Below are 20,147 nucleotides of genomic sequence, written 5' to 3'. Positions count from 1 at the left end.
TTTGCATTGTCAAATAGTAAAAACTAAACTCTATGAAAACAAAACAATTATTAAAAGTAATGCATGTAATTGCTTGGATCGTATTTATAGCATTGTGCATAAAAACAGGTGCTATTTTAATCTCATATTTTGTAAGTATTTCAAATCCTGAAGCTGCAAAAAACCTGTATGAAGGTTTAAACTTATTTGAATATTACAATCACAGTTTTTTACAATACAGTTTTATTATTGGTTACAAAGTTCTTTTATTTTCAGTGGAAGCGTATATTGCTTTTTTAGTCACCAAGTTATTAAGCGGATTAAACTTAGAAAAACCATTCAATTTTAATGTTCAAAAATTAATGCAGAAAATAAGTTATAGTATTTTTTACCTATGGATTTTAGCTATTGTACATAACACACAGGTTCAGTATTTAGGTAAAAAATATCGTTTTACGATCGATTTATTTTCTAGTGATTTTATCTTTTTAGCAGGAATCATTTTCATTTTTGCACAAATAGTTAAAAGAGGAATTGAAATTCAATCTGAAAACGAATTAACAATATAATATGGCAATCATAGTAAACTTAGATGTAATGCTTGCCAAACGCAAAATGCGGAGTAAAGAATTGGCAGAAATAATTGGTATTACAACCGCAAATTTATCCATCTTAAAATCGGGTAAAGCAAAGGCAGTTCGTTTTTCTACTTTAGAAGCAATTTGTAAGGCTTTAGATTGTCAACCAGCAGATATTTTAGAATATACAGAAGGTTAATTCAAATTTCGTTTTTCAATAAAAAACCGTTTTAGAAGCTGAGAACATTCATTTTCTAAAATTCCTGATACCACTTTTGTCTTTGGATGCAAAGTGGTATTTAAGTTTTTGAAACCTCTTTCTGGTTCTGAAGCTCCATAAACAATTTTACCAATTTGAGCCCAATAACTTGCACCTGCACACATTTGGCAAGGCTCTAAAGTAACATACAAAATACACTCTTTTAAATATTTTCCACCTAAAAAATCTGCAGCAGCAGTAAAAGCTTGCATTTCTGCATGTGCAGTTACATCCGTTAATGTTTCTGTTAAATTATGTGCTCTTGCAATAATCTGGTCTTTAAAAACAATAACAGCGCCAACAGGAACTTCGCCTTTATCAAAAGCTATTTCTGCTTCCTGTAAAGCTCTTTTCATAAAATAAGTATCGTCAAAAGGTTGTATCATTTTTTTGAATATAAAAACCAATATTACAAAATTTGATGTTGTATTTTTGTGTTTGAATGAAGAACTTATTAGACAACATATCAAATCCAGAAGATTTAAGAAAATTAAATCCAGAACAATTACCTCAACTCGCAAAAGAGTTAAGAGAATTCATTATTGATATTATTGCTACCAAAGAGGGGCATTTAGGAGCAAGTTTGGGTGTTGTTGAGTTAACAATTGCACTTCATTATTTGTTTGACACTCCAAATGATTTATTAATTTGGGATGTTGGTCATCAAGCCTATGGACATAAAATTTTAACGGGAAGAAAAAACAACTTTTATACCAATAGACAATTTGGTGGAATTGCTGGTTTCCCATCAAGAAGTGAAAGCGAATTTGATGCTTTTGGAGTTGGACATTCTTCTACTTCTATTTCTGCGGCATTAGGAATGGCAATTGCATCCAACTTAAAAGGTGAAACAAAAAAACAACATATTGCAGTTATTGGTGATGCCTCTATTGCAAGTGGAATGGCTTTTGAAGCACTGAATCATGCTGGAGTTTCTAACGCAAATTTACTCATCATTTTAAATGACAATGCTATAGGAATTGATCCTGCTGTTGGTGCCTTAAAAGAATATTTAACAAAGGTTAAAACTGATAAAAGACTAGCTGTACAAAACAATATTATTAAAGCTTTAAATTTTGATTATTCTGGTCCGATTGATGGACATGATTTACCTAAAATTCTATCAGAATTAGAAAGATTAAAATCTGTAAAAGGACCTAAATTCTTACACGTTATCACCACAAAAGGGAAAGGTTTACAGCAGGCAGAAGAAGATCAAGTTACATATCATGCTCCAGGAAAATTTGATAAAATTTCTGGAGAAAGAATAAAAAAGGAAGAAAATTTATACACCAAATATCAAGATGTTTTTGGAGAAACAATTGTAGAATTAGCAGCTAAAAATGATAAAATTGTTGGTATTACACCTGCAATGTTAACAGGAAGTTCGCTAAAGTTTATGATGGAAAAATACCCAGAAAGAACTTTTGATGTTGGTATTGCAGAACAACATGCAGTAACACTTGCTGCAGGTATGGCAACACAAGGTTTAGTGCCGTTTTGTAATATTTACTCAACATTTTTACAACGTGCTTACGACCAAGTAATTCATGATGTTGCTTTACAAAATTTACCAGTAATTTTCTGTTTAGACAGAGCTGGTTTGGTTGGGGAAGATGGAGCAACACATCATGGTGTTTTTGATTTGGCATATTTACGATGCATTCCTAATCTAATTATTTTTGCGCCTAGAAACGAAATTGAATTGCGTAATATTTTATACACTGCTCAATTAGGTTTAAATAATCCAATTGCAATTCGATATCCAAGAGGAATAGGAACTATTATTGATTGGAAACAACCCTTTGAAAAAATTAAAATTGGAAAAGGTGTTTGTTTAAAAAAAGGAAACAAAATAGCAATTTTATCTATTGGAACTATTTCAAAAAATGTATCTGAAGCCTTAGATTTAATTGGTAATTCATCTAATTTTTCTCATTATGACATACGTTTTGTAAAACCTTTAGATGAAAAATTATTACACCTAATTTTTGAAAAATACGCTACTATTTTTACAATAGAAGATGGTACAATAAAAGGCGGATTTGGAAGTGCTATTTTAGAGTTTGCATCAGAAAATAATTATCAACATAAAATTAAGACTTTAGGAATTCCTGATAATTTTATTGAACATGGAAGTGTTTCTAGACTTCAAATGAAACTTGGTTTAGATGCTCATAGCTTAGCAAATCATTTTAAGGTATTATCATAAAAAAAGACGCTAAAAGCGTCTTTTTTTATTGTTTAACTCAGTAAAAAACTACTCAATCACTATTTTATTAGAAGATTTTTTATTGTTTTCATCAATAATATTTACAATATAAACTCCAGTATTTAAGTTTACAGAAATTTCTTGTTTTTCATCTAAAGTAAAATCTATGTTTTTAGAATAAACTTGCTTTCCTGTAATATTAAAAATGTCCATTTTAGTTTTACCTAAAGAGTTTTTAGCTTGTAAAGTGAAATCTCCTTTTGAAATAGTTGGATAAATTGTAAATACTTTTTTGTTAGCTAAAACATTATTTATAGAAGCTGTTTCTGCCGTAAATTCTCCAGAAAAAACACCTCTACCATATGTTGCAGCAAAAATAGTATTATCATCTCTTAAATCTAAATCAGTTACTTTTACATTACTCATCCCATTATCAGACTGAACCCAAATTGGTGAATCCGCAGTAAAATCTGATGTCTTCCAAACACCAAGTTCTGTTCCAATAATAACCTCTTCTGTTCTTAAAGGGTTCTGTAGAATAGTTTTTACAGGAATATCTGGGAAATCTCCTTCTTTAGAAGCCCATGTCACTCCTCCATCACTTGTGTACCAAATACTATTAACTCCATAATTATGCATGGTAACAAAAATTTCATTTTCACTTATTCCAAATTCAATATCAGAAATAGATCCTACAAATTCAGGTCCTGTAATTTCAGACCAAGATATAAGAGCATCATTTGCGTTATTTATTTTTAATAATTTTCCATTTCCTAATCCTACAAGCAGCGTTGATGAATTTGTAGTAAAAGAAGAGACCTTCATTGCAGAAGGCGCAGCATCCATCAGATCATTAGTTAAATCAACTTTAATTACAGTACCAGATTTTAAATTAGAATACCTACTTATTATATAATTTGTTCCATTAGAATAATTAGAATAAAGCATATCTAAATTTGAATCTAATTCTTCTGTATTTATAAAGTCTCCATTTCCAGAAGAAGGGCTTTCTTCATTAATAGTCCTATATTCACCTGTATTAAAATCATATAATTGTATGATATTATTATAAACATAATTTACAATAAAATATTTATCGGTACCATCTTGATCAAAGAAACTATATGCACCATCTCCTCCAGAAACATCTACCGAACCATCAATAGTAGCATTTGAATTCTGAAAAAATTGTGTTCCGTTGTCTTGAGCACCAGCCAAAAAATAATCTCCAGAAAAAGCAGTAGTAGGAGCTACTCCAATAGTATAAAATTGTAACGTATTATACTCTTTGTTTCTTGAAGAAATAGAAGTATTTGGCACACTGGTAGTTTCTTCTGCATCGCTTAGCGAAGATGCGTAGTACACTCCACCATCATTTCCAATTATAGCTTTATTAGAATCTGTAGGATGAAATATAAAAACATGTTGATCTGCATGAACTGTTGGTACAGGGAGGTTACTATCTAAAAAATATGTATGGTCTTGATTTCCTGAATGCCATTTAGACATTTGTTTCCATGAACTACCGCTATCTGTTGATCTAAATAGATCTATTCCACCAACATACAAAATTGCATCATTAGTAGGATCTGTTTCAACTACTAAATCATAATAAGCTTGTCCTCTCGTAAAATCATTTGCAGGTATTCCAGTATCTACGTCATTTGGGAAAGCCATATTTGATGTTGTTGTAAATCTATCAACTGTTTTTAGCATAAAAATTGGTGTTGAACCTCCACTAGCTAAAACAAAAATCGTATTTGAATTTTGTTTAGAAACAGCTAATTCTGTCCTTCTTCCATCGGCGATAGTGTACTCCACAGTAAAATTAGTACCATCTGTAGATTTTAAAATTGTACCTCCACCATGACCATAATTATTCCTTTCTGTACCCATCCAAATTGTATTATCTGCACCTACTTCTAAATCATTTGGTTCATAGGGTGATTGTTCTGGAGTATTTAATGTTAATTTAGACCAATTAGCTCCATCATTCACAGTCTTATATAGTCCTGTATTACTACTTCCAGCCCATACACTTCCAGAGTTATAATAAGCTCCACCAATACCAGCAAACACTTCTGTTTTATTAGTTACAGGGTTATTCCAAGCTAAAATAGTATTAACAAAATATAGTTTACTACTAATATCACTACTTGTTATATTAAATACATTTGCCCAAGAACTTCCCCCATCAGTAGATTTCCAAATTCCATTTCCTACTCCATTATCATTTGTATAAGATTCTCCTGTACCAACGTAAATAACTTTTGAGTTATTTGGGTCTACAGTAATACAGGTTATTGCTAAATTTTCTGAAACACCAACTTGTTGCCATGCAGAATCTGCATCTGTAATATCGTCATTTACCCATAATCCACCACTAACTCCACCTGCAAAAACTCTTTTACCACTTACATCATTTGGATCAAATAACAATGCTCTAGTTCTACCTCCAACATTGTTTGGACCTCTTTCTATCCATGGATTATCTGTTTCATCTCCAGGAGTTCTACTTAAAGTTTTTTCTGAAGTTAATTTTTCTTGAAGTTCAAAAATATTTTCTGGATAAGTTTTGCCTGTAATAGGATTTAATTCATTTAAATATTCTTGCTCAAAGTAAGCATTAGGTGGAAGCCCTTGTTTTTTTCTTTCTTTTTTAGTTAAAGCCTTTGTTTTATTATAGGGATGATTTTGTCTAAATTCTGAATATTTTTTTCTTATTAGTTCAATTTTAGACTCTTTTGTAACATTAAAACACAAAAACCAAACACCTAAAATTACCACCAAAATAAATACTACTTTTTTCTTCATCGTTTTCATTTATTTTTTAAAAATAAGGACTTATTTTATGTATTAAATAATATTTCCTGTTAATTTTTTGTGCATTCTAATTGCGTAACTATCTGACATTCTAGAAACATAACTACATATTTGCATAATTCTATTGTAAAGGTTATTCGTTTCTGTCTGATATTCTTTAGGTAGCAAGTTTAATACCAAATTATCAAAATTAGAAGAATTTCCATAAAACTTATTATTTAAAGCAGTTACAAATACGTCTAATAAATCTGCAATAATTCTATAACCAGCCACTTCTTTTTCTACAACTTCTTTGCTTTTATAAATTTTATCGACACTTATTTTAATGATGTCGTTAATTTGTGCTTCATACTTACACTTGTCTAGTAAAGATTTATCGAAAGTTCCGTTTAAAAGTGCTTCTTCATTTTCTAAAAAAATATCTACTGCTTCATTTATTAAAACTCCAATTGCCAACGCACGTAAATAACTTACTCTATCTGTTTTATGTTGTAGTGAATGGTATTTTTTACTATCAATAGTATCTTTTACTAATTTAATCATGTATTCTAAAGCAAATTCCTCATCAATTAAACCTAAATTAATACCGTCTTCAAAATCGATAATTGTATAACAAATATCATCTGCAGCTTCAACCAAATATGCCAATGGATGTCTATAAAATGAAACCGCTGAAGTCGATTTTTGCTTCATTCCTAAATCATCTACAACATCTAAAAACTCTTCTTTTTCAGATTGAAAAAAGCCATACTTTTTATCTACAATATGATTTGTTGGTTTCTTTGGAAGACTCTCTTTTGGATATTTTAAAAAAGCTCCTAATGTTGCATAACTTAAACGCAATCCACCAGAAACTCCTTCTCTAGTTTCTGTTAAAATCTTAAATCCATTTGCATTTCCTTCAAAATCTATTAAATCTTGATACTCGTTTTCTGATAATTCTTCTTTGTATTTTAAGCCATTTCCTGTTTTAAAATACTCGCCAATTGCTTTTTCTCCAGAATGACCAAAAGGCGGATTACCAATATCATGCATTACAGAAGCTGCAGCAACAATAGCTCCAAAATCGTTAAAAGTATATCCTAATTCTACCAAATTTGGATGACGTTCTAACAACACTTTTCCAGCTCTTCTCCCTAAAGTTCTACCAACAACAGACACTTCTAAACTATGTGTTAAACGCGTATGTACAAAGTCTGTTTCCGATAACGGAATTACTTGTGTTTTGTCTTGTAAGCTTCTAAATGCTGATGAAAATATAATTCTATCAAAATCTACATCAAAACCCAAACGTGTTTCGTCTTGTTTTGCTCTTGGACGTTTTTGTGTATCGCCAAAACGTTTTAAAGAAAGGAGTTGTTCCCAGTTCATTGAATTTTTTTATTTAGTACCGTTTTCTAAAATGACATCTTTTTCTGAATATAACAATTCTGCAACCTGAATTAATTTCTTTATTAAATCATTTACATTTACGTTATCATTCACTAAAGATGATGCCATATTTGTTGTAATTAAATTTTTTCTTATTAATCTATCTATCGATTTATTATCTGCATATAAAGCTGTTTTAGCTGCTTTTTTTAATTTCATTAATTGATTAAAATATTCATCTTTATCTTCATTTTTTCTAAACAAATAAATCACCCTTAAAACCTTCACAACTTTTTTTCTAAACTTGTTGTATTCTTTTTTGATATCTTTATTATCTGATTCTAAAAACTGAGATACATTCTTCTCTAATTCTCTAGTATCCTTAATAATTTCGACCATTCTTCTATTGGCTAATTTTAATTCTGATAACCTCTTATTCTGTTCTTTTGTTAACTTAAGATCTTGCTGTCCTCTTGTTACATAGTTAATAATTTTACCATAGATATTTTTTACTTTACTATAATATAAATTTTCTACATCAATTTTAATTTGTTGATCAGATTGATTAATTATTTTTTTAATTTTTATATCTGATTTAATATCATCTCTATGAATACTTAATGCATGTGCAACAATTTCGAAAATTGCATTCTTGTAAAGATATTTAGATTCTTTTAATACTGACGAAATTAATGTTCCTGGAAACTCTAAAATAGCCTCATTTAAATATTTTGGCTCATCGATTCCTTTGTTTTCATCTTCTTTAAATAATTTTAATAAGAATTTTTCTAATGTTTTTATAAAAGGAATCATTAAAACAACACCTAAAACATTAAAAATAGTATGAAACAATGCTAGTTTTAATGTATAATCTGTTTCTGAAAAATTTAAAAATTCTGATAAATAATTTACGGAATTTGCTAATGGAAAAATAAAGACTAATGCAGTTAAACCTGTTAAAAAGTTGAAAATTAAATGTGCAACAGCTAATCTTTTTCCAGCAGAATTTGAACCTAGAGAACCTAAAACTGCTGTTATTGTTGTGCCTACATTTGCCCCAATTGCAAGTGCCAGAGCGTTTTCGTATTCTATTTGTCCTGCAGCTAAGGCTGTTAAAATTAAAGCTAAAGTTGCACTACTAGATTGTAAAATTGTAGTTATTATTATTCCTAAACCTGTATAAATTAAAGCACCTAAAAAACCAGATACAGCAAACTGAGATAAATCTATAAAATCTTTAAAAACATCAAAACCTTCTTTCATGTAATGAATTCCTAAAAAGAAAAAACCCAAACCTGCTAAAACATTTCCAATTCCTTTATAAGTAATATTCTTTTTAAACGAAAAAACAAGTCCGAAAATTAACATAGGCATTGCTAAGGCAGAAATTTTAACTTTCAAGCCAAAACCAGCAATTAACCAAGCTGTAGCAGTTGTACCAATGTTTGCTCCAAAAATTAATCCTAAACCACCAGAAAGACTAATTAAACCTGCACTAATAAATGAAATAGTTATTACAGAAACCAAAGAGCTAGATTGTATTAAAGCCGTAACTAAAGCACCAGCTGTAATACTTTTATATAATTTGTCAGTCGCATTTTTTAAAAAATATTGTAAAGGTCCTTTTGTAAAAACTTTAAAACCTTCTTCTAGCATCATCATACCAAACAACAACACAGCAATACCAGCAGCTATCGTTTTAAAATTTGGATTGAAGTATAGAATTACAGCTAGTAATACTAAGAAAGTAGTAAATAATATTTTTTTAATCATCTAAAAAAGTATGCCTGTTTTACAAATTTATGTAAACATAAAGATATTATTTATAAATAAAAAAGAGAAGCCTTTCGACTTCTCTTTCTATCAATTTATATTTAAATAAAAAATTAAATATTATCCTTCGCAACTAGCGCATTCTTTCTTTTGCTTAAATTTCTGTGCAGCATTCATACTGTGTTGGTAATACATAGATTTTACACCTAATTTCCAAGCATTAATATATACAGCATTTACATCTTTAATTGGCATATCTGGATGTACCATAATGTTTATAGATTGTCCTTGATCTATATGATTTTGTCTGTTTGCTGCTTGATAAACAATTACATTTTGGTCTATTTCTGAATAGGTTTTAAAAACATCTTTCTCTTCTTCTGATAAAATACTTAAATGCTGAACAGAACCATCATTGTCTCGAATACTTTTCCAAATATCAGAAGTATTTTGTCCTTTTTCTTCCAATAATTTTTCTAAAATTGGATTTTTAATTGTTGTTTTAATCTTCGCAATATCTTTTACATAGATATTAGACCAAATTGGCTCAATACCTTGAGATACTTGCCCTAAAATAAATGCAGATGAAGTTGTAGGTGCAACTGCATTTAAGGTTGTATTACGTCTTCCATATCCTTTTAAAACAGCTGGTTCACCATACTTTTTAGCCATTTCTTCTGATGCTTTGTATGATTTTTCTTTAATAACTTTAAAGATTTCACTATTTAAAGAATATGCCTCTGCACTGTCAAAAGCTAACATTTTAGATTGTAATAAAGAGTGCCAACCTAAAGCTCCTAAACCTAATGCTCTATTCTCTTTTGCAAAATTATAAGCTTTCTCCATAAAACGAAACGTAAACTGATCGTCTCTATCTGGTGAATCTTTATATACTTCTAATTTATTGATAAACTCTTGCATTACTGCATCTAAAAAGTAAGCCAATGTTTCTACTGCATCTGTATCTTTCCACTTGTCATAATGCACCAAATTAACGGATGATAAACAACAAACAAAAGACCAATCTTCGTTAGAAGGTAACATTATTTCTGTACAAAGATTACTTGCATAAATTTCATGGTTTTTGTCTTTATAAACATCTACCGTTCCATTATTTGCATTGTCTCTAAAAAGAATATATGGATACCCAATTTCTCCTCTTCTTTGTAATATTTTTGCCCAAAGACTTCTTTTTTCTACATCACCAGCAATCATTTCTTCCATCCACTCATTACTTACAGTAACACCGTGCGTTAATTCTTGAATTGGGTTTCCTTCTGTACCAATTTCTAAAAACTCTTTAATATCATCATGATCTATTGGTAAATATGGAGAAAAACGACCACGTCTTACAGAACCTTGACTTACAACATCAACCATTTTTTCAAACAATTGCATAATATGTACTGAACCAGATGATGAACCATTATTTTTAACATCTGCTCCTCTTTCACGTAATTTACCAAAGTAACCAGAGGTTCCTCCACCTAATTTAGACATCATACCAACTTCTGATTGTGAGAATAAAATATCTCCCATATCATCTGCCACGTGCGAACCAAAACAACTAATAGGCAAACCTCTCTTTTTACCAAAATTAGACCAAACTGGCGATGCTAAAGAGAAATAACCTGCTGCCATATATTTGTAAAACTTATCAGAAAAACCATCGATTTTTAAAATACGTTCTGCATTATCAGCAATTTCTCGTATTCTTTCTTCTGGTGTAGTATCACCTGTTAAATACCCCGACTCTAAAAATTTACGGCTATTATCTGTTAGCCATTCAATTTCAGGTTCGTTTTTATCTTTAAGCATTTCTTTTCGAGCAGCGTTTCTTGCTTGAATCATTTTTTCGTGCTCAGTAAGTTCAGTTGTTGTTGTTGTCTTTTGGTCGTTTAGGTTCATAGTTTAAAATAAGTCGTCGCTGGTTATACTTTTAGTTCTTTTGCTATAGTTGATAGATCTTTTAACGAAGAAATCACCGTGTTTAGTTCCAATGATTTCATCATCAAACCAATCTGTTTGAGATAATAATGCTTGGTCTACATCAAATACTTTTGATATACCAATACTTTCTAAAGAGTTATTAAATCTATTTTTAATAAATTCTTTAATTAATTTTTTAGGTAGAAAATCTAATTCTCCTTTTTCAAAAATCCAATCAATTAGTTTGCTTTCTGAAATAAATGCTTCTTTACATGTTTCTTGTACTAATGCTTTATGGTCTTCATCAAACCATTCTGGGTTTTCATCTTTAATAATTTTAATAAGATCGATACCAAAATCTCCATGAATTTGCTCTTCTTTAGAAGTAGCTTCTACAACATTAGAAATACCTTTTAATACATTTTTATGTTTATTAAAAGCCATAATAATCAAAAACTGAGAAAATAAAGATACGTGCTCTATAAATAGAGAAAACAAAATTATAGATTCTGAAAACTCTTGATTGTCTTCACTATTTACGTTCTTTAATGCTGATTCTAGGTAATTAACACGTTTCATAATTACAGGGTTTTTCTTTAAGTTTTTAAACTCATTATTTAACCCTAAAATTTCTAATAGATGTGAATACGCGTCGTGATGACGAACTTCACTTTCTGCAAACGTTGCACCAACAGAACCAATTTCTGGCTTTGGCATTTTCTTATAAATATCTCCCCAAAATGTTTTTACAGCAACTTCTATTTGCGAAATTGCTAACATGGTGTTTTTTATAGCATTTTTTTCTACATCTGTAAGAGAGGTCTTAAAATCTTGTATATCACTTGTATAATTAAACTCTGTATGAATCCAATAAGAATGCCTAATAGCATCTACATATTCTCCTAAAGCAGGATAATCGTATGGTTTTAAATTTATTCTCTTCTCAAAAATATTAGGCTTTCTACTTCTTGTTTGTTCATCTCTATATAAGATATAAGCCTTTGCAACATCATGAAAAGGACTATCCATTAATTTATACTCTACAATGTCTTGAACTTGTTCTACTGTGGGTGTATAACTTGGTTCATTTAACTTTCTTTCTAATAAAGTACCATTTACAATCTTGGTAATTGCAATTGCGTCTTGCCTAGTACCATGATTTACAGTAAGCATCGCTTTTTCAATAGCGTTTGTAATTTTTTCTAACTCAAAAGTGTTCGTTTCGGAGTCCCTTTTTATAATATGCGTAATTTCCACAGTAAATTGTTGTTATTTGAGAGTTAATTAATCGTCAAGAACGACTTCTACAAAGATTGGTTTTTTTGTTTCAAAATGAAAGCCATACTTATTCACAAAACCCTTGAAGTTTTTAACAAATCTGTCAAATTCGTAATTTTAACCTAAAAAAATTGAATTTTTAATAGTTTGAATCACAATGTGTTACCATTAATAAAACGCTACAACCACTATTTTTATTGACATTCTAAAAATTCTTCTTAAAAAAAAATTTTTAGCACAACTTATTCTTAATATTAATCTCTTTTTTACACCTCTTTTTTTATTTAGAATAGTCCTCAAAATTATTTAATCAAACTTTTTGTAAAACCAACAACTTATAAGCTTATATTTGTAGTATTATTAACATTTATTTTATATTATAGTGAAAAAAGGAACAGTAAAATTCTTCAACGAATCTAAAGGATTTGGATTTGTAACAGAAGATGATTCAAACACAGAGTACTTTGTACATGTATCTGGATTAATTGACGAAATTAGAGAAGGTGACGCGGTAGAGTTTGACCTTAAAGAAGGTAGAAAAGGTTTAAATGCAGTAGACGTTAGAGTTATCTAATACTATTTTTTTAAAATTCTTTACAAGAAACAAGTCGTTTAATCTTTTTTAAGCGACTTTTTTTTGTCTTATTTTTACAGAAATATTTCCCTTAAATGAAAAGTAAATTTCCTAAAACTGTACAAATTGCTATACTATCTGTTTACCTAATTTTCTTAGCAGGTTCTGTTGTTAGAATGACGGGTTCTGGAATGGGTTGCCCTGATTGGCCAAAGTGTTTTGGCTATTACATTCCACCTACTTCTGAGGATCAAATTACCTGGAAACCAGATTCTGAATTTAAAAAAGGTTTTATCATTATTAAAGATGAAGTCTTATTTGTTGCAGAAAAAGATATTAAAACAACTGCTACATTCAACAAAAAAAATTGGAAAAACTACACAAAACACGACTACGCAAAATTTAACAAATACCATACTTGGACAGAATATATTAATAGACTTGCTTCTGTTTTATCTGGCTTTGTTTTCTTGTTTTTAATTTACGAAGCCACAAAGTTTTGGAAAAAAGACAAAAGGGTTCCTATACTTGCTTTTGCAGCTTTCTTTTTAATGTTAGTAGAAGCTTGGTTAGGAAAAACGGTTGTAGATACAAATTTAAAGCCTACAATTATTACCATTCATATGGTTATTGGTTTAATTATTATTGCTCTTTTATTACAATTACAATTTATTTTAACCAAAAGAAAAAAAATACACAGGTACAATGCTGTTTTTAATAAATTACTAATTGTTTCTGTTGTTTTCTCTTTAGTACAAATTGCAATGGGAACACAAGTAAGGCAATTTATAGACGAACAAGTAAAATTATTTGGTTTTGAAAACAAAGATTATAGTTTGATGAACCCAAGTTTTAAATTCTATTTTCATAGATCATTTACAATTGCAATTGTACTAGTAAACCTTGCTTTATTTTACATAAATCAAGTAAAAAACTTAGGATACAAACTAGTAAACTGGGTTGTCTTTTTAATTTTTATAGAAACAATTACTGGTATTTTAATGTATTATGCAGAGTTTCCTCTAGGAACACAAGCAACACATTTATTAGCTGGAGCCATTTTATTTGGATTGCAGTTTTATTTATGGTTGCAGAGTAGGAAGACAGTTAGCAGTTAGCAAAAGTGAAAACTTCTCGATACATTTTTCTTCATTCTTCAGAAAAACACTCGAAGTGACAGACTCTTCAATTCTTCAACTTTGAAACTTTGAAACTTTGAAACTTTGAAACTTTGAAACTTTGAAACTTAATCTACGGATGCGCATTTACCCAAACTTCTCCGTCAGAAAAATATTCTTTTTTCCATATAGGAACTGTTTCTTTTAAAATATCAATAGCAAACTCACAAGCCTCAAAAGCGGCTTTTCTATGTTTAGATGAAACCGTAATTATTACAGGAATATCTCTTATTTGTAACATTCCTTCTGCATGATGAATGGCTATTTTTTTAATATCAAACTTACCTAAAGCCAAATCTGCAATTTTCTGCATTTCTTTAATTGCCATAGGTTTGTAGGTAGAAAAATCTAATTGAACAACTTCTTTACCTTGAGTATCATTTCTTACAGTACCTACAAAAGCAGAAATTCCGCCACATGAATCATCTTCTACAAAATTGTAACATTCTTGCAAGTCTAATTTTTCTGATGTGATTTTTATTGAAGTTCTTTTCATAATATTAGATATTGAAACAAGTTCAATACTTTTAGCAAAAATAATGATTCAAAACGTATCTTTGCAATCTAATTTTTAATACTTAACAAAAATGAAAAGTATCTTTAGAGTTGTTAGTTTTTTAGAAGGAATTTCTTACTTATTATTAATGAGTTTAGGTTTGTATTACAAATACGCTTTAAACGACCCAAGTTTTGTAAAAATGTTTGGAATGCCTCATGGAATTTTATTCATGCTTTACATTGTATTAGCATTCGTAATCAAAAAAGAAATGAACTGGAACAATAAAACTTTAGGAATTGTTTTATTAGCTTCCATTTTACCTTTTGGTACTTTTTATATTGATAAAAAATATTTAAGATAAATTTTTGAATATTTTTATCATTTCGAAATGAGCCTTTTTTAGGAGATTGAGAAATCTAAAATGAGATTCCTCCTCATTCTTCGTTCGGAATGACAACAAGATTTTTTACCCTCCACTTACAGGTGGAATTACAGCAACTATATCATTTTCTTTTAAAACCAATTCATCAGCTGCATAACTTTCATTGACAGCAATTGCATAAGAATCTATGTTTTCTAATTGAGGATATTTCTCCTTTAATAAAACCTTAAAACTTGCAACAGTTGAAGCCTTAGAAACCTCTAAACCTAAATTAGAAGTTGCTACTAGATCTGTTGTAATTCCAAAAAAAAGTACTTGAATTTTCATTTTTCAAAATTAATTAAACATACTTAATCTAAATAGTAAACCGTCATTTTTAATTCCTGCATGATAAGATTTCACATAATCTATTCTTAAAAAACGCCATTTACCAAAACCGATATTATCTAAACCTACAGAATATTCTGTATATGGTTTTTTATCTGCCATAAACAAAGTCTTTGCACCTCCAACTAAATGGAAATTCAATTTATTTATCAACGGAATTTTACCTAAAATAGCACCTCTAAAATTATGTTCTACATGTGCCTCTGCATATCTATCATTTGTATAAAATTTATAATATTCTAACAAACCAAAACTATTCAACCCACCATCTAAAGGAAAAGTTAATTGATTTCCATTGGCTTGTAATTTATCCATAAAAGCGATGTTTTTCTTTTTTAAGAACATTCCTCCTTTTATGTTGTAAGATAGATTTCCATAATTGCCAGCATTAATATCTTGTCTTAAACTTGCTTGAAATAAATCTGAATTTAGCTCAGAATCTGAAGCTCCAAATCTTTTGGTATAGTTGACATTTAAAGTTGGATATTTATCATTACCAATATTAAATTTCCTATCAGGGTAAGACAAATACTTTTGTCCAAAAATAAAAGTTGCACCAACATTTAAAGTTGCAATTTTATGCTCATTAAAAGCAGCATTTACAAAATCTGTTTTATTTAAAGGGTTATTAGAAGTATAACCTCCATTTTTATCTTGACTTGCAAAAGAGTAATTTGTAGTATTAAATAATGGTTTTCTATTCGCATACTCTAAAGATGCATCTAAATATATTCCGTTTTTAATTTCTTCTGAATAATCAATTCTTGCAAAACCTTTTTCGTAAATCTTTAAGTGATTGAGTCTATCAAACAAAGAACTAATAGTATTATTTAAGTCCATAATCGGATTTCTCCAATTAAACTGAGCAGTTGTAACACCACCAGAAATAGTCATTCTTGGTCTAGAAAGATTGTTCCATTTTTTTGTAAAAAAGAAAGTAGGTCTTAAACTTTTATCAGAAAAACCATAATTTGCATTTACACCAGCATTCCACCATTTTCCTTTTTCATTTTCTCTTTTAAAATAACTAAACCCTAATGAAGTATTAAAACCCTGTACTGTATTAAAACCGAAATTACCTAGCAAACCATTATAAGAAAAAGACCATTTTTTGTATGAATTTCTATACGTGTAACCAGTTATTGGAGCAAGTAAACTAAATTTATTTTGTTTTTTATTTACAGAATCTAAATACTTTTTAGATTTACGAACCACTTTAATACTGTCTTTAATTTGATAATCTTTAACCTCTTCAATAGTAAGTGGTACAGGTCTTAGTTCACTCCAATAAACAGAATCTTTTTCTGTAGCTTTTTTCTCAAAAGTTAAGACTTCATTTGTAAAAGTATTTGCAGCATATTGAGGTGAAAAATCATATTCGGAATACGCAGAAGAAAAGCGTCCATCAAACTTAAAACCAAAAGCATTTACCTTAAAATCTATACTCTGACTTATTAAAACCCAAGCATCAACACTTTCTGAATAATTATAGTTCTGTTTTAAATACAAAACATCTACTACAGGAATATTTACTTGAGCGCCAGTTACAGAAACATCTGCACCATAAATAGCCCAATCATCTTCTACAATATAAATAGACCCATTAAAAACTCTATCGTTTTTTCGCTTAGGAATCAATTTTATTTTATTGATAAGTTTACCGTTTTTATCATAAAAAACACCTTCTAACTTGTATTTATAATAACTAAAAGCATTTGTAGAAATTGGCGAAACCAAATCATTACCAAACTCCACACTGTTTTCATAAAAATTGATGTTTGCATCTTCTGCTCTATTAAAACTGATGCCATTATCACGTCCAGAAACTTTAGACGCAATAATTTTTTCTTTAAATTTCTTTGGTTTCTTTTGAAATTTAATTTCAGAAACGGTTTCAGAAAGATATATAATTCCACTTCTTGTAGAGTCTAAACCTCCACCAAAATCTCCCATAGTTTGCCCAAAAAACTTTTCTGGAGCATTTTTAATCTTATACAAACCGCGTGAATAAAACTTGGCAGTATATTTTGCGAACTTATCTGTATTCTTATCTTTATTAGCAATTACATTTCTAATAATTCTATTTGCAGGATTGTCTTTTGTAGAAATAGAAATTTCATCTAATTGCACATTTTCTTCTTCTAAATTCACATTTAATTCAAAAGGAAAAGAAGTAATATTTACCTGTTTTTTTAATGTTTTATAACCTAAAATTTGAAAAACAATGATGTGTTTTCCTTTCTTAGAAAAATTTAAAACATAATCTCCATTATCATTAGACGTTGTTCCTGTAACAGTTTTGTCTAAATAAATACTTACAAATGATAAAGGGTTATTTTTTGTATCTGTAATTTTCCCTTTTATTTGTGAAAAGATTGATGATGTAATAAAAAGAAAAAGTAGAAAAGTAATTTTTTTCATAGGTAGGTTTTGGTTGATAGACGCAAACATATAGTTTATGTTACAATCAAATCTTTAAATTTTGTTAAACAAGATACAATAAACTCTTAATTTTTGGTCATTATTACTGTTTTTAAACACCTAAAAGTAGTGATTTTTCACCTCCTCTTTCACTGAAAAGCCTATATTTGTAAGTTAAAAACAAGCAAATTACAATCTTTATGAGCGATTCTAGAAAAAGACACGAGGCTTTACTATATCACGCAAAACCAAAACCAGGGAAAATTGAAGTTGTTCCTACTAAAAAATATGCTACTCAGCACGATTTAGCTTTAGCTTATTCTCCAGGAGTTGCAGAACCTTGTTTAGAAATTGCAAAAGATAAAAACAACGTTTATAAATACACTTCAAAAGGAAACTTAGTTGCAGTAATTTCTAATGGAACTGCAGTGTTAGGCTTAGGTGATATTGGTCCAGAAGCTTCCAAACCAGTAATGGAAGGAAAAGGATTACTTTTTAAAATATTTGCAGATATTGATGTTTTTGATATTGAAGTAGACGCTACTGATGTTGACCATTTTATACAAACAGTAAAAGCAATTGCACCTACTTTTGGAGGAATAAATTTAGAAGATATTAAAGCTCCTGAAGCTTTTGAAATAGAAAGACGCTTAAAAGAAGAATTAGACATTCCTGTAATGCATGATGACCAACATGGAACTGCAATTATTTCTGCAGCCGCATTAAAAAATGCCATCGATATTACAGAAAAAGATATTAGTAAAGTAAATATTGTTGTTAATGGAGCTGGAGCTGCAGCAATTTCTTGTACTCGATTATACCTAAAGTTAGGTGCAAAAAGAGAAAATGTTGTAATGTGCGACAGTAAAGGTGTCATTAGAAAAGACAGAGGAAACCTTACATCTCAAAAAGCAGAATTTGCAACAGATAAAGATCTCAATACTTTAGATGAAGCCATGCATAATGCTGATGTTTTTATTGGTTTATCTAAAGGAAATGTAGTTTCTCCAGAAATGCTTTTGTCTATGGCAAAAGACCCAATTGTTTTTGCAATGGCAAATCCTGTTGCAGAAATAGAATACGATTTAGCAGTTGCTACAAGGAAAGATATTATTATGGCAACTGGAAGATCAGACCATCCTAATCAAGTAAATAATGTACTTGGTTTTCCATTTATTTTTAGAGGCGCTTTAGATGTTAGAGCTACCAAAATTAATGAAGAAATGAAAATGGCAGCTGTACATGCTTTGGCCGATTTAGCAAAACAAACTGTACCAGAACAAGTAAACATTGTTTATGACGAAGTGAGTTTAGCTTACGGAAGAGATTATATTATTCCCAAACCATTTGATCCAAGATTAATTTATGAAATCCCTCCAGCAATTGCAAAAGCTGCTATGGATTCTGGTGTTGCTTTAGAACCAATTGAAGATTGGAAAAAATACAGAGAAGAATTAATGGAAAGATCTGGTTCTGGAAGTAAAGAAATTAGACTTTTACATAATAGAGCAAAAAGTAATCTTAAACGCATTGTTTTTGCAGAAGCAGATCATTTAGATGTTTTAAAAGCAGCTCAAAGAGTACATGATGAAAAAATTGGAATCCCAATTTTATTAGGACGAAAAGAAGTCATTTTAGAGTTGATGGAAGAAATAGGTTTTGATGGAGATGTTACAATAATAGATCCAAAAACTGATGAAGAAACTGAACGTAGAGATCATTTTGGAGAGGTTTATTGGAAAAACAGACAACGAAAAGGACGTACTTTTTCTGAAGCAAAAAAATTAATGCGAGAACGTAATTATTTTGCTGCAATGATGGTGAATGAAGGTGAAGCAGATGCTTTAATTACAGGTTATTCTAGACCTTATCCTTCTGTTGTAAAACCAATTTTAGAACTTATAGAGAAAGACAAAGGAATTACCAAAATTGCTGGTAGTAACTTAATGCTAACAAAACAAGGTCCTTTATTTTTAGCAGACACCACTATTAACGAAAATCCTTCTTCGAAAGATTTAGTTAAAATTGCCCAAATGGCAGCAAACTTTGTAAAGATGTTTGGTATGAAACCTAATATGGCAATGGTATCTTTTTCTAACTTCGGTTCTTCAAACTCAGAAACTTCTAAAAAAATTAGAGAATCAGTATCTTATTTGCATCGTCATTTCCCAGAGACTGTTATAGATGGAGAGCTACAAGCAGATTTTGCTTTAAATCCAGAAATGTTAGCAAAAGAGTTCCCATTTTCTAAATTAAATGGTAAAAAGGTGAATGTTTTAATTTTTCCTAATTTAGAATCTGCAAATATTACCTACAAATTATTAAAAGAAGTTAATCAAGCAGAATCTATTGGACCTGTAATTTTAGGTTTAAGTAAACCTGTTCATATTTTACAACTAGGAGCAAGTGTAGATGAGATGGTAAATATGGCTGCTTTGGCTGCTGTAGATGCTCAAGAAAAAGATAAGAAAAACAACAAATAAAAATTGTTACTTTAGAAGCCT

The 20,147-nt window shown here is 29.7% G+C and carries 16 protein-coding genes; 7 read left to right on the top strand and 9 right to left on the bottom strand.

Going from position 1 to position 20,147, the window contains the following annotated elements; genetic code table 11:
- Positions 1–32: 32 nt before the first annotated feature.
- Positions 33–548 (top strand): DUF2975 domain-containing protein, encoded by a 516-nt coding sequence (locus PHEL85_RS12165; RefSeq protein ID WP_036825345.1) that lies wholly within the window; start codon positions 33–35, stop codon positions 546–548.
- Position 549: 1 nt separating this feature from the next.
- Positions 550–756, top strand: coding sequence for a helix-turn-helix domain-containing protein (locus PHEL85_RS12160; RefSeq protein WP_036825344.1), 207 nt, complete (start codon positions 550–552; stop codon positions 754–756).
- Here PHEL85_RS12160 and PHEL85_RS12155 read toward each other — a convergent pair.
- Positions 753–1,202 carry a nucleoside deaminase gene (locus PHEL85_RS12155; RefSeq protein ID WP_036825342.1) on the bottom strand — a complete coding sequence of 150 codons (450 nt, stop codon included), beginning with the start codon at positions 1,200–1,202 and terminating at the stop codon, positions 753–755. The genes PHEL85_RS12160 and PHEL85_RS12155 overlap by 4 nt on opposite strands.
- Positions 1,203–1,258: 56 nt before the next feature.
- On the opposite strand from PHEL85_RS12155, the gene dxs reads away from it, so the two are divergent.
- Positions 1,259–3,028, top strand: coding sequence for a 1-deoxy-D-xylulose-5-phosphate synthase (gene dxs, locus PHEL85_RS12150; RefSeq protein ID WP_036825340.1), 1,770 nt, complete (start codon positions 1,259–1,261; stop codon positions 3,026–3,028).
- Positions 3,029–3,076: 48 nt separating this feature from the next.
- Here dxs and PHEL85_RS12145 read toward each other — a convergent pair whose 3' ends face one another.
- The 5 genes from PHEL85_RS12145 to PHEL85_RS12125 form a co-directional block, all read right to left on the bottom strand.
- Positions 3,077–5,842: a T9SS type A sorting domain-containing protein gene (locus PHEL85_RS12145; RefSeq protein WP_036825339.1), complete on the bottom strand. Its 2,766-nt coding sequence runs from the start codon at positions 5,840–5,842 to the stop codon at positions 3,077–3,079.
- A gap of 42 nt (positions 5,843–5,884) precedes the next feature.
- Positions 5,885–7,222, bottom strand: a complete 1,338-nt coding sequence (locus PHEL85_RS12140; protein WP_036825337.1) for a deoxyguanosinetriphosphate triphosphohydrolase — start codon at positions 7,220–7,222, stop codon at positions 5,885–5,887.
- 9 nt (positions 7,223–7,231) lie between these two features.
- Positions 7,232–8,995, bottom strand: a complete 1,764-nt coding sequence (locus PHEL85_RS12135; RefSeq protein WP_036825335.1) for a Na/Pi cotransporter family protein — start codon at positions 8,993–8,995, stop codon at positions 7,232–7,234.
- Between the two features lie 120 nt (positions 8,996–9,115).
- Complete coding sequence (locus PHEL85_RS12130; RefSeq protein ID WP_036825333.1) at positions 9,116–10,903, bottom strand: ribonucleoside-diphosphate reductase subunit alpha; 1,788 nt, start codon at positions 10,901–10,903, stop codon at positions 9,116–9,118.
- A 3-nt stretch (positions 10,904–10,906) separates the two neighbouring features.
- Positions 10,907–12,181 (bottom strand): ribonucleotide-diphosphate reductase subunit beta, encoded by a 1,275-nt coding sequence (locus tag PHEL85_RS12125; protein WP_036825332.1) that lies wholly within the window; start codon positions 12,179–12,181, stop codon positions 10,907–10,909.
- A 403-nt stretch (positions 12,182–12,584) separates the two neighbouring features.
- Here PHEL85_RS12125 and PHEL85_RS12120 point away from each other — a divergent pair, with 403 nt between their 5' ends.
- Together PHEL85_RS12120 and PHEL85_RS12115 are read left to right on the top strand one after the other, a co-directional pair.
- Positions 12,585–12,776: a cold-shock protein gene (locus tag PHEL85_RS12120; RefSeq protein WP_036825331.1), complete on the top strand. Its 192-nt coding sequence runs from the start codon at positions 12,585–12,587 to the stop codon at positions 12,774–12,776.
- Between the two features lie 95 nt (positions 12,777–12,871).
- Positions 12,872–13,894 (top strand): COX15/CtaA family protein, encoded by a 1,023-nt coding sequence (locus PHEL85_RS12115; protein WP_036825329.1) that lies wholly within the window; start codon positions 12,872–12,874, stop codon positions 13,892–13,894.
- 133 nt (positions 13,895–14,027) lie between these two features.
- Here PHEL85_RS12115 and PHEL85_RS12110 read toward each other — a convergent pair whose 3' ends face one another.
- A complete protein-coding gene (locus tag PHEL85_RS12110; RefSeq protein ID WP_036825328.1) occupies positions 14,028–14,450 on the bottom strand; it encodes a molybdenum cofactor biosynthesis protein MoaE in 423 nt (140 codons plus the stop codon).
- Between the two features lie 91 nt (positions 14,451–14,541).
- Here PHEL85_RS12110 and PHEL85_RS12105 point away from each other — a divergent pair, with 91 nt between their 5' ends.
- On the top strand, positions 14,542–14,814 hold the full coding sequence (locus tag PHEL85_RS12105) for a DUF3817 domain-containing protein (RefSeq protein ID WP_036825326.1): 273 nt from the start codon (positions 14,542–14,544) through the stop codon (positions 14,812–14,814).
- A gap of 105 nt (positions 14,815–14,919) precedes the next feature.
- On the opposite strand, the gene PHEL85_RS12100 is transcribed toward PHEL85_RS12105, so the two are convergent.
- Both PHEL85_RS12100 and PHEL85_RS12095 read right to left on the bottom strand, forming a co-directional pair.
- Complete coding sequence (locus PHEL85_RS12100) at positions 14,920–15,162, bottom strand: MoaD/ThiS family protein (RefSeq protein WP_036825324.1); 243 nt, start codon at positions 15,160–15,162, stop codon at positions 14,920–14,922.
- Positions 15,163–15,171: 9 nt separating this feature from the next.
- Entirely contained in the window at positions 15,172–17,643 is a 2,472-nt protein-coding gene (locus PHEL85_RS12095) for a DUF5686 and carboxypeptidase regulatory-like domain-containing protein (protein WP_036825322.1), read from the bottom strand.
- Between the two features lie 200 nt (positions 17,644–17,843).
- On the opposite strand from PHEL85_RS12095, the gene PHEL85_RS12090 reads away from it, so the two are divergent.
- A complete protein-coding gene (locus PHEL85_RS12090; protein ID WP_036825321.1) occupies positions 17,844–20,126 on the top strand; it encodes an NADP-dependent malic enzyme in 2,283 nt (760 codons plus the stop codon).
- Positions 20,127–20,147: the final 21 nt, after the last annotated feature.

Origin of the sequence: Polaribacter sp. Hel1_85, assembly GCF_000766795.1 — a bacterium.
Classification (GTDB): Bacteria; Bacteroidota; Bacteroidia; order Flavobacteriales; family Flavobacteriaceae; genus Polaribacter.
This window is presented reverse-complemented; position numbering and strand designations above follow the sequence as displayed.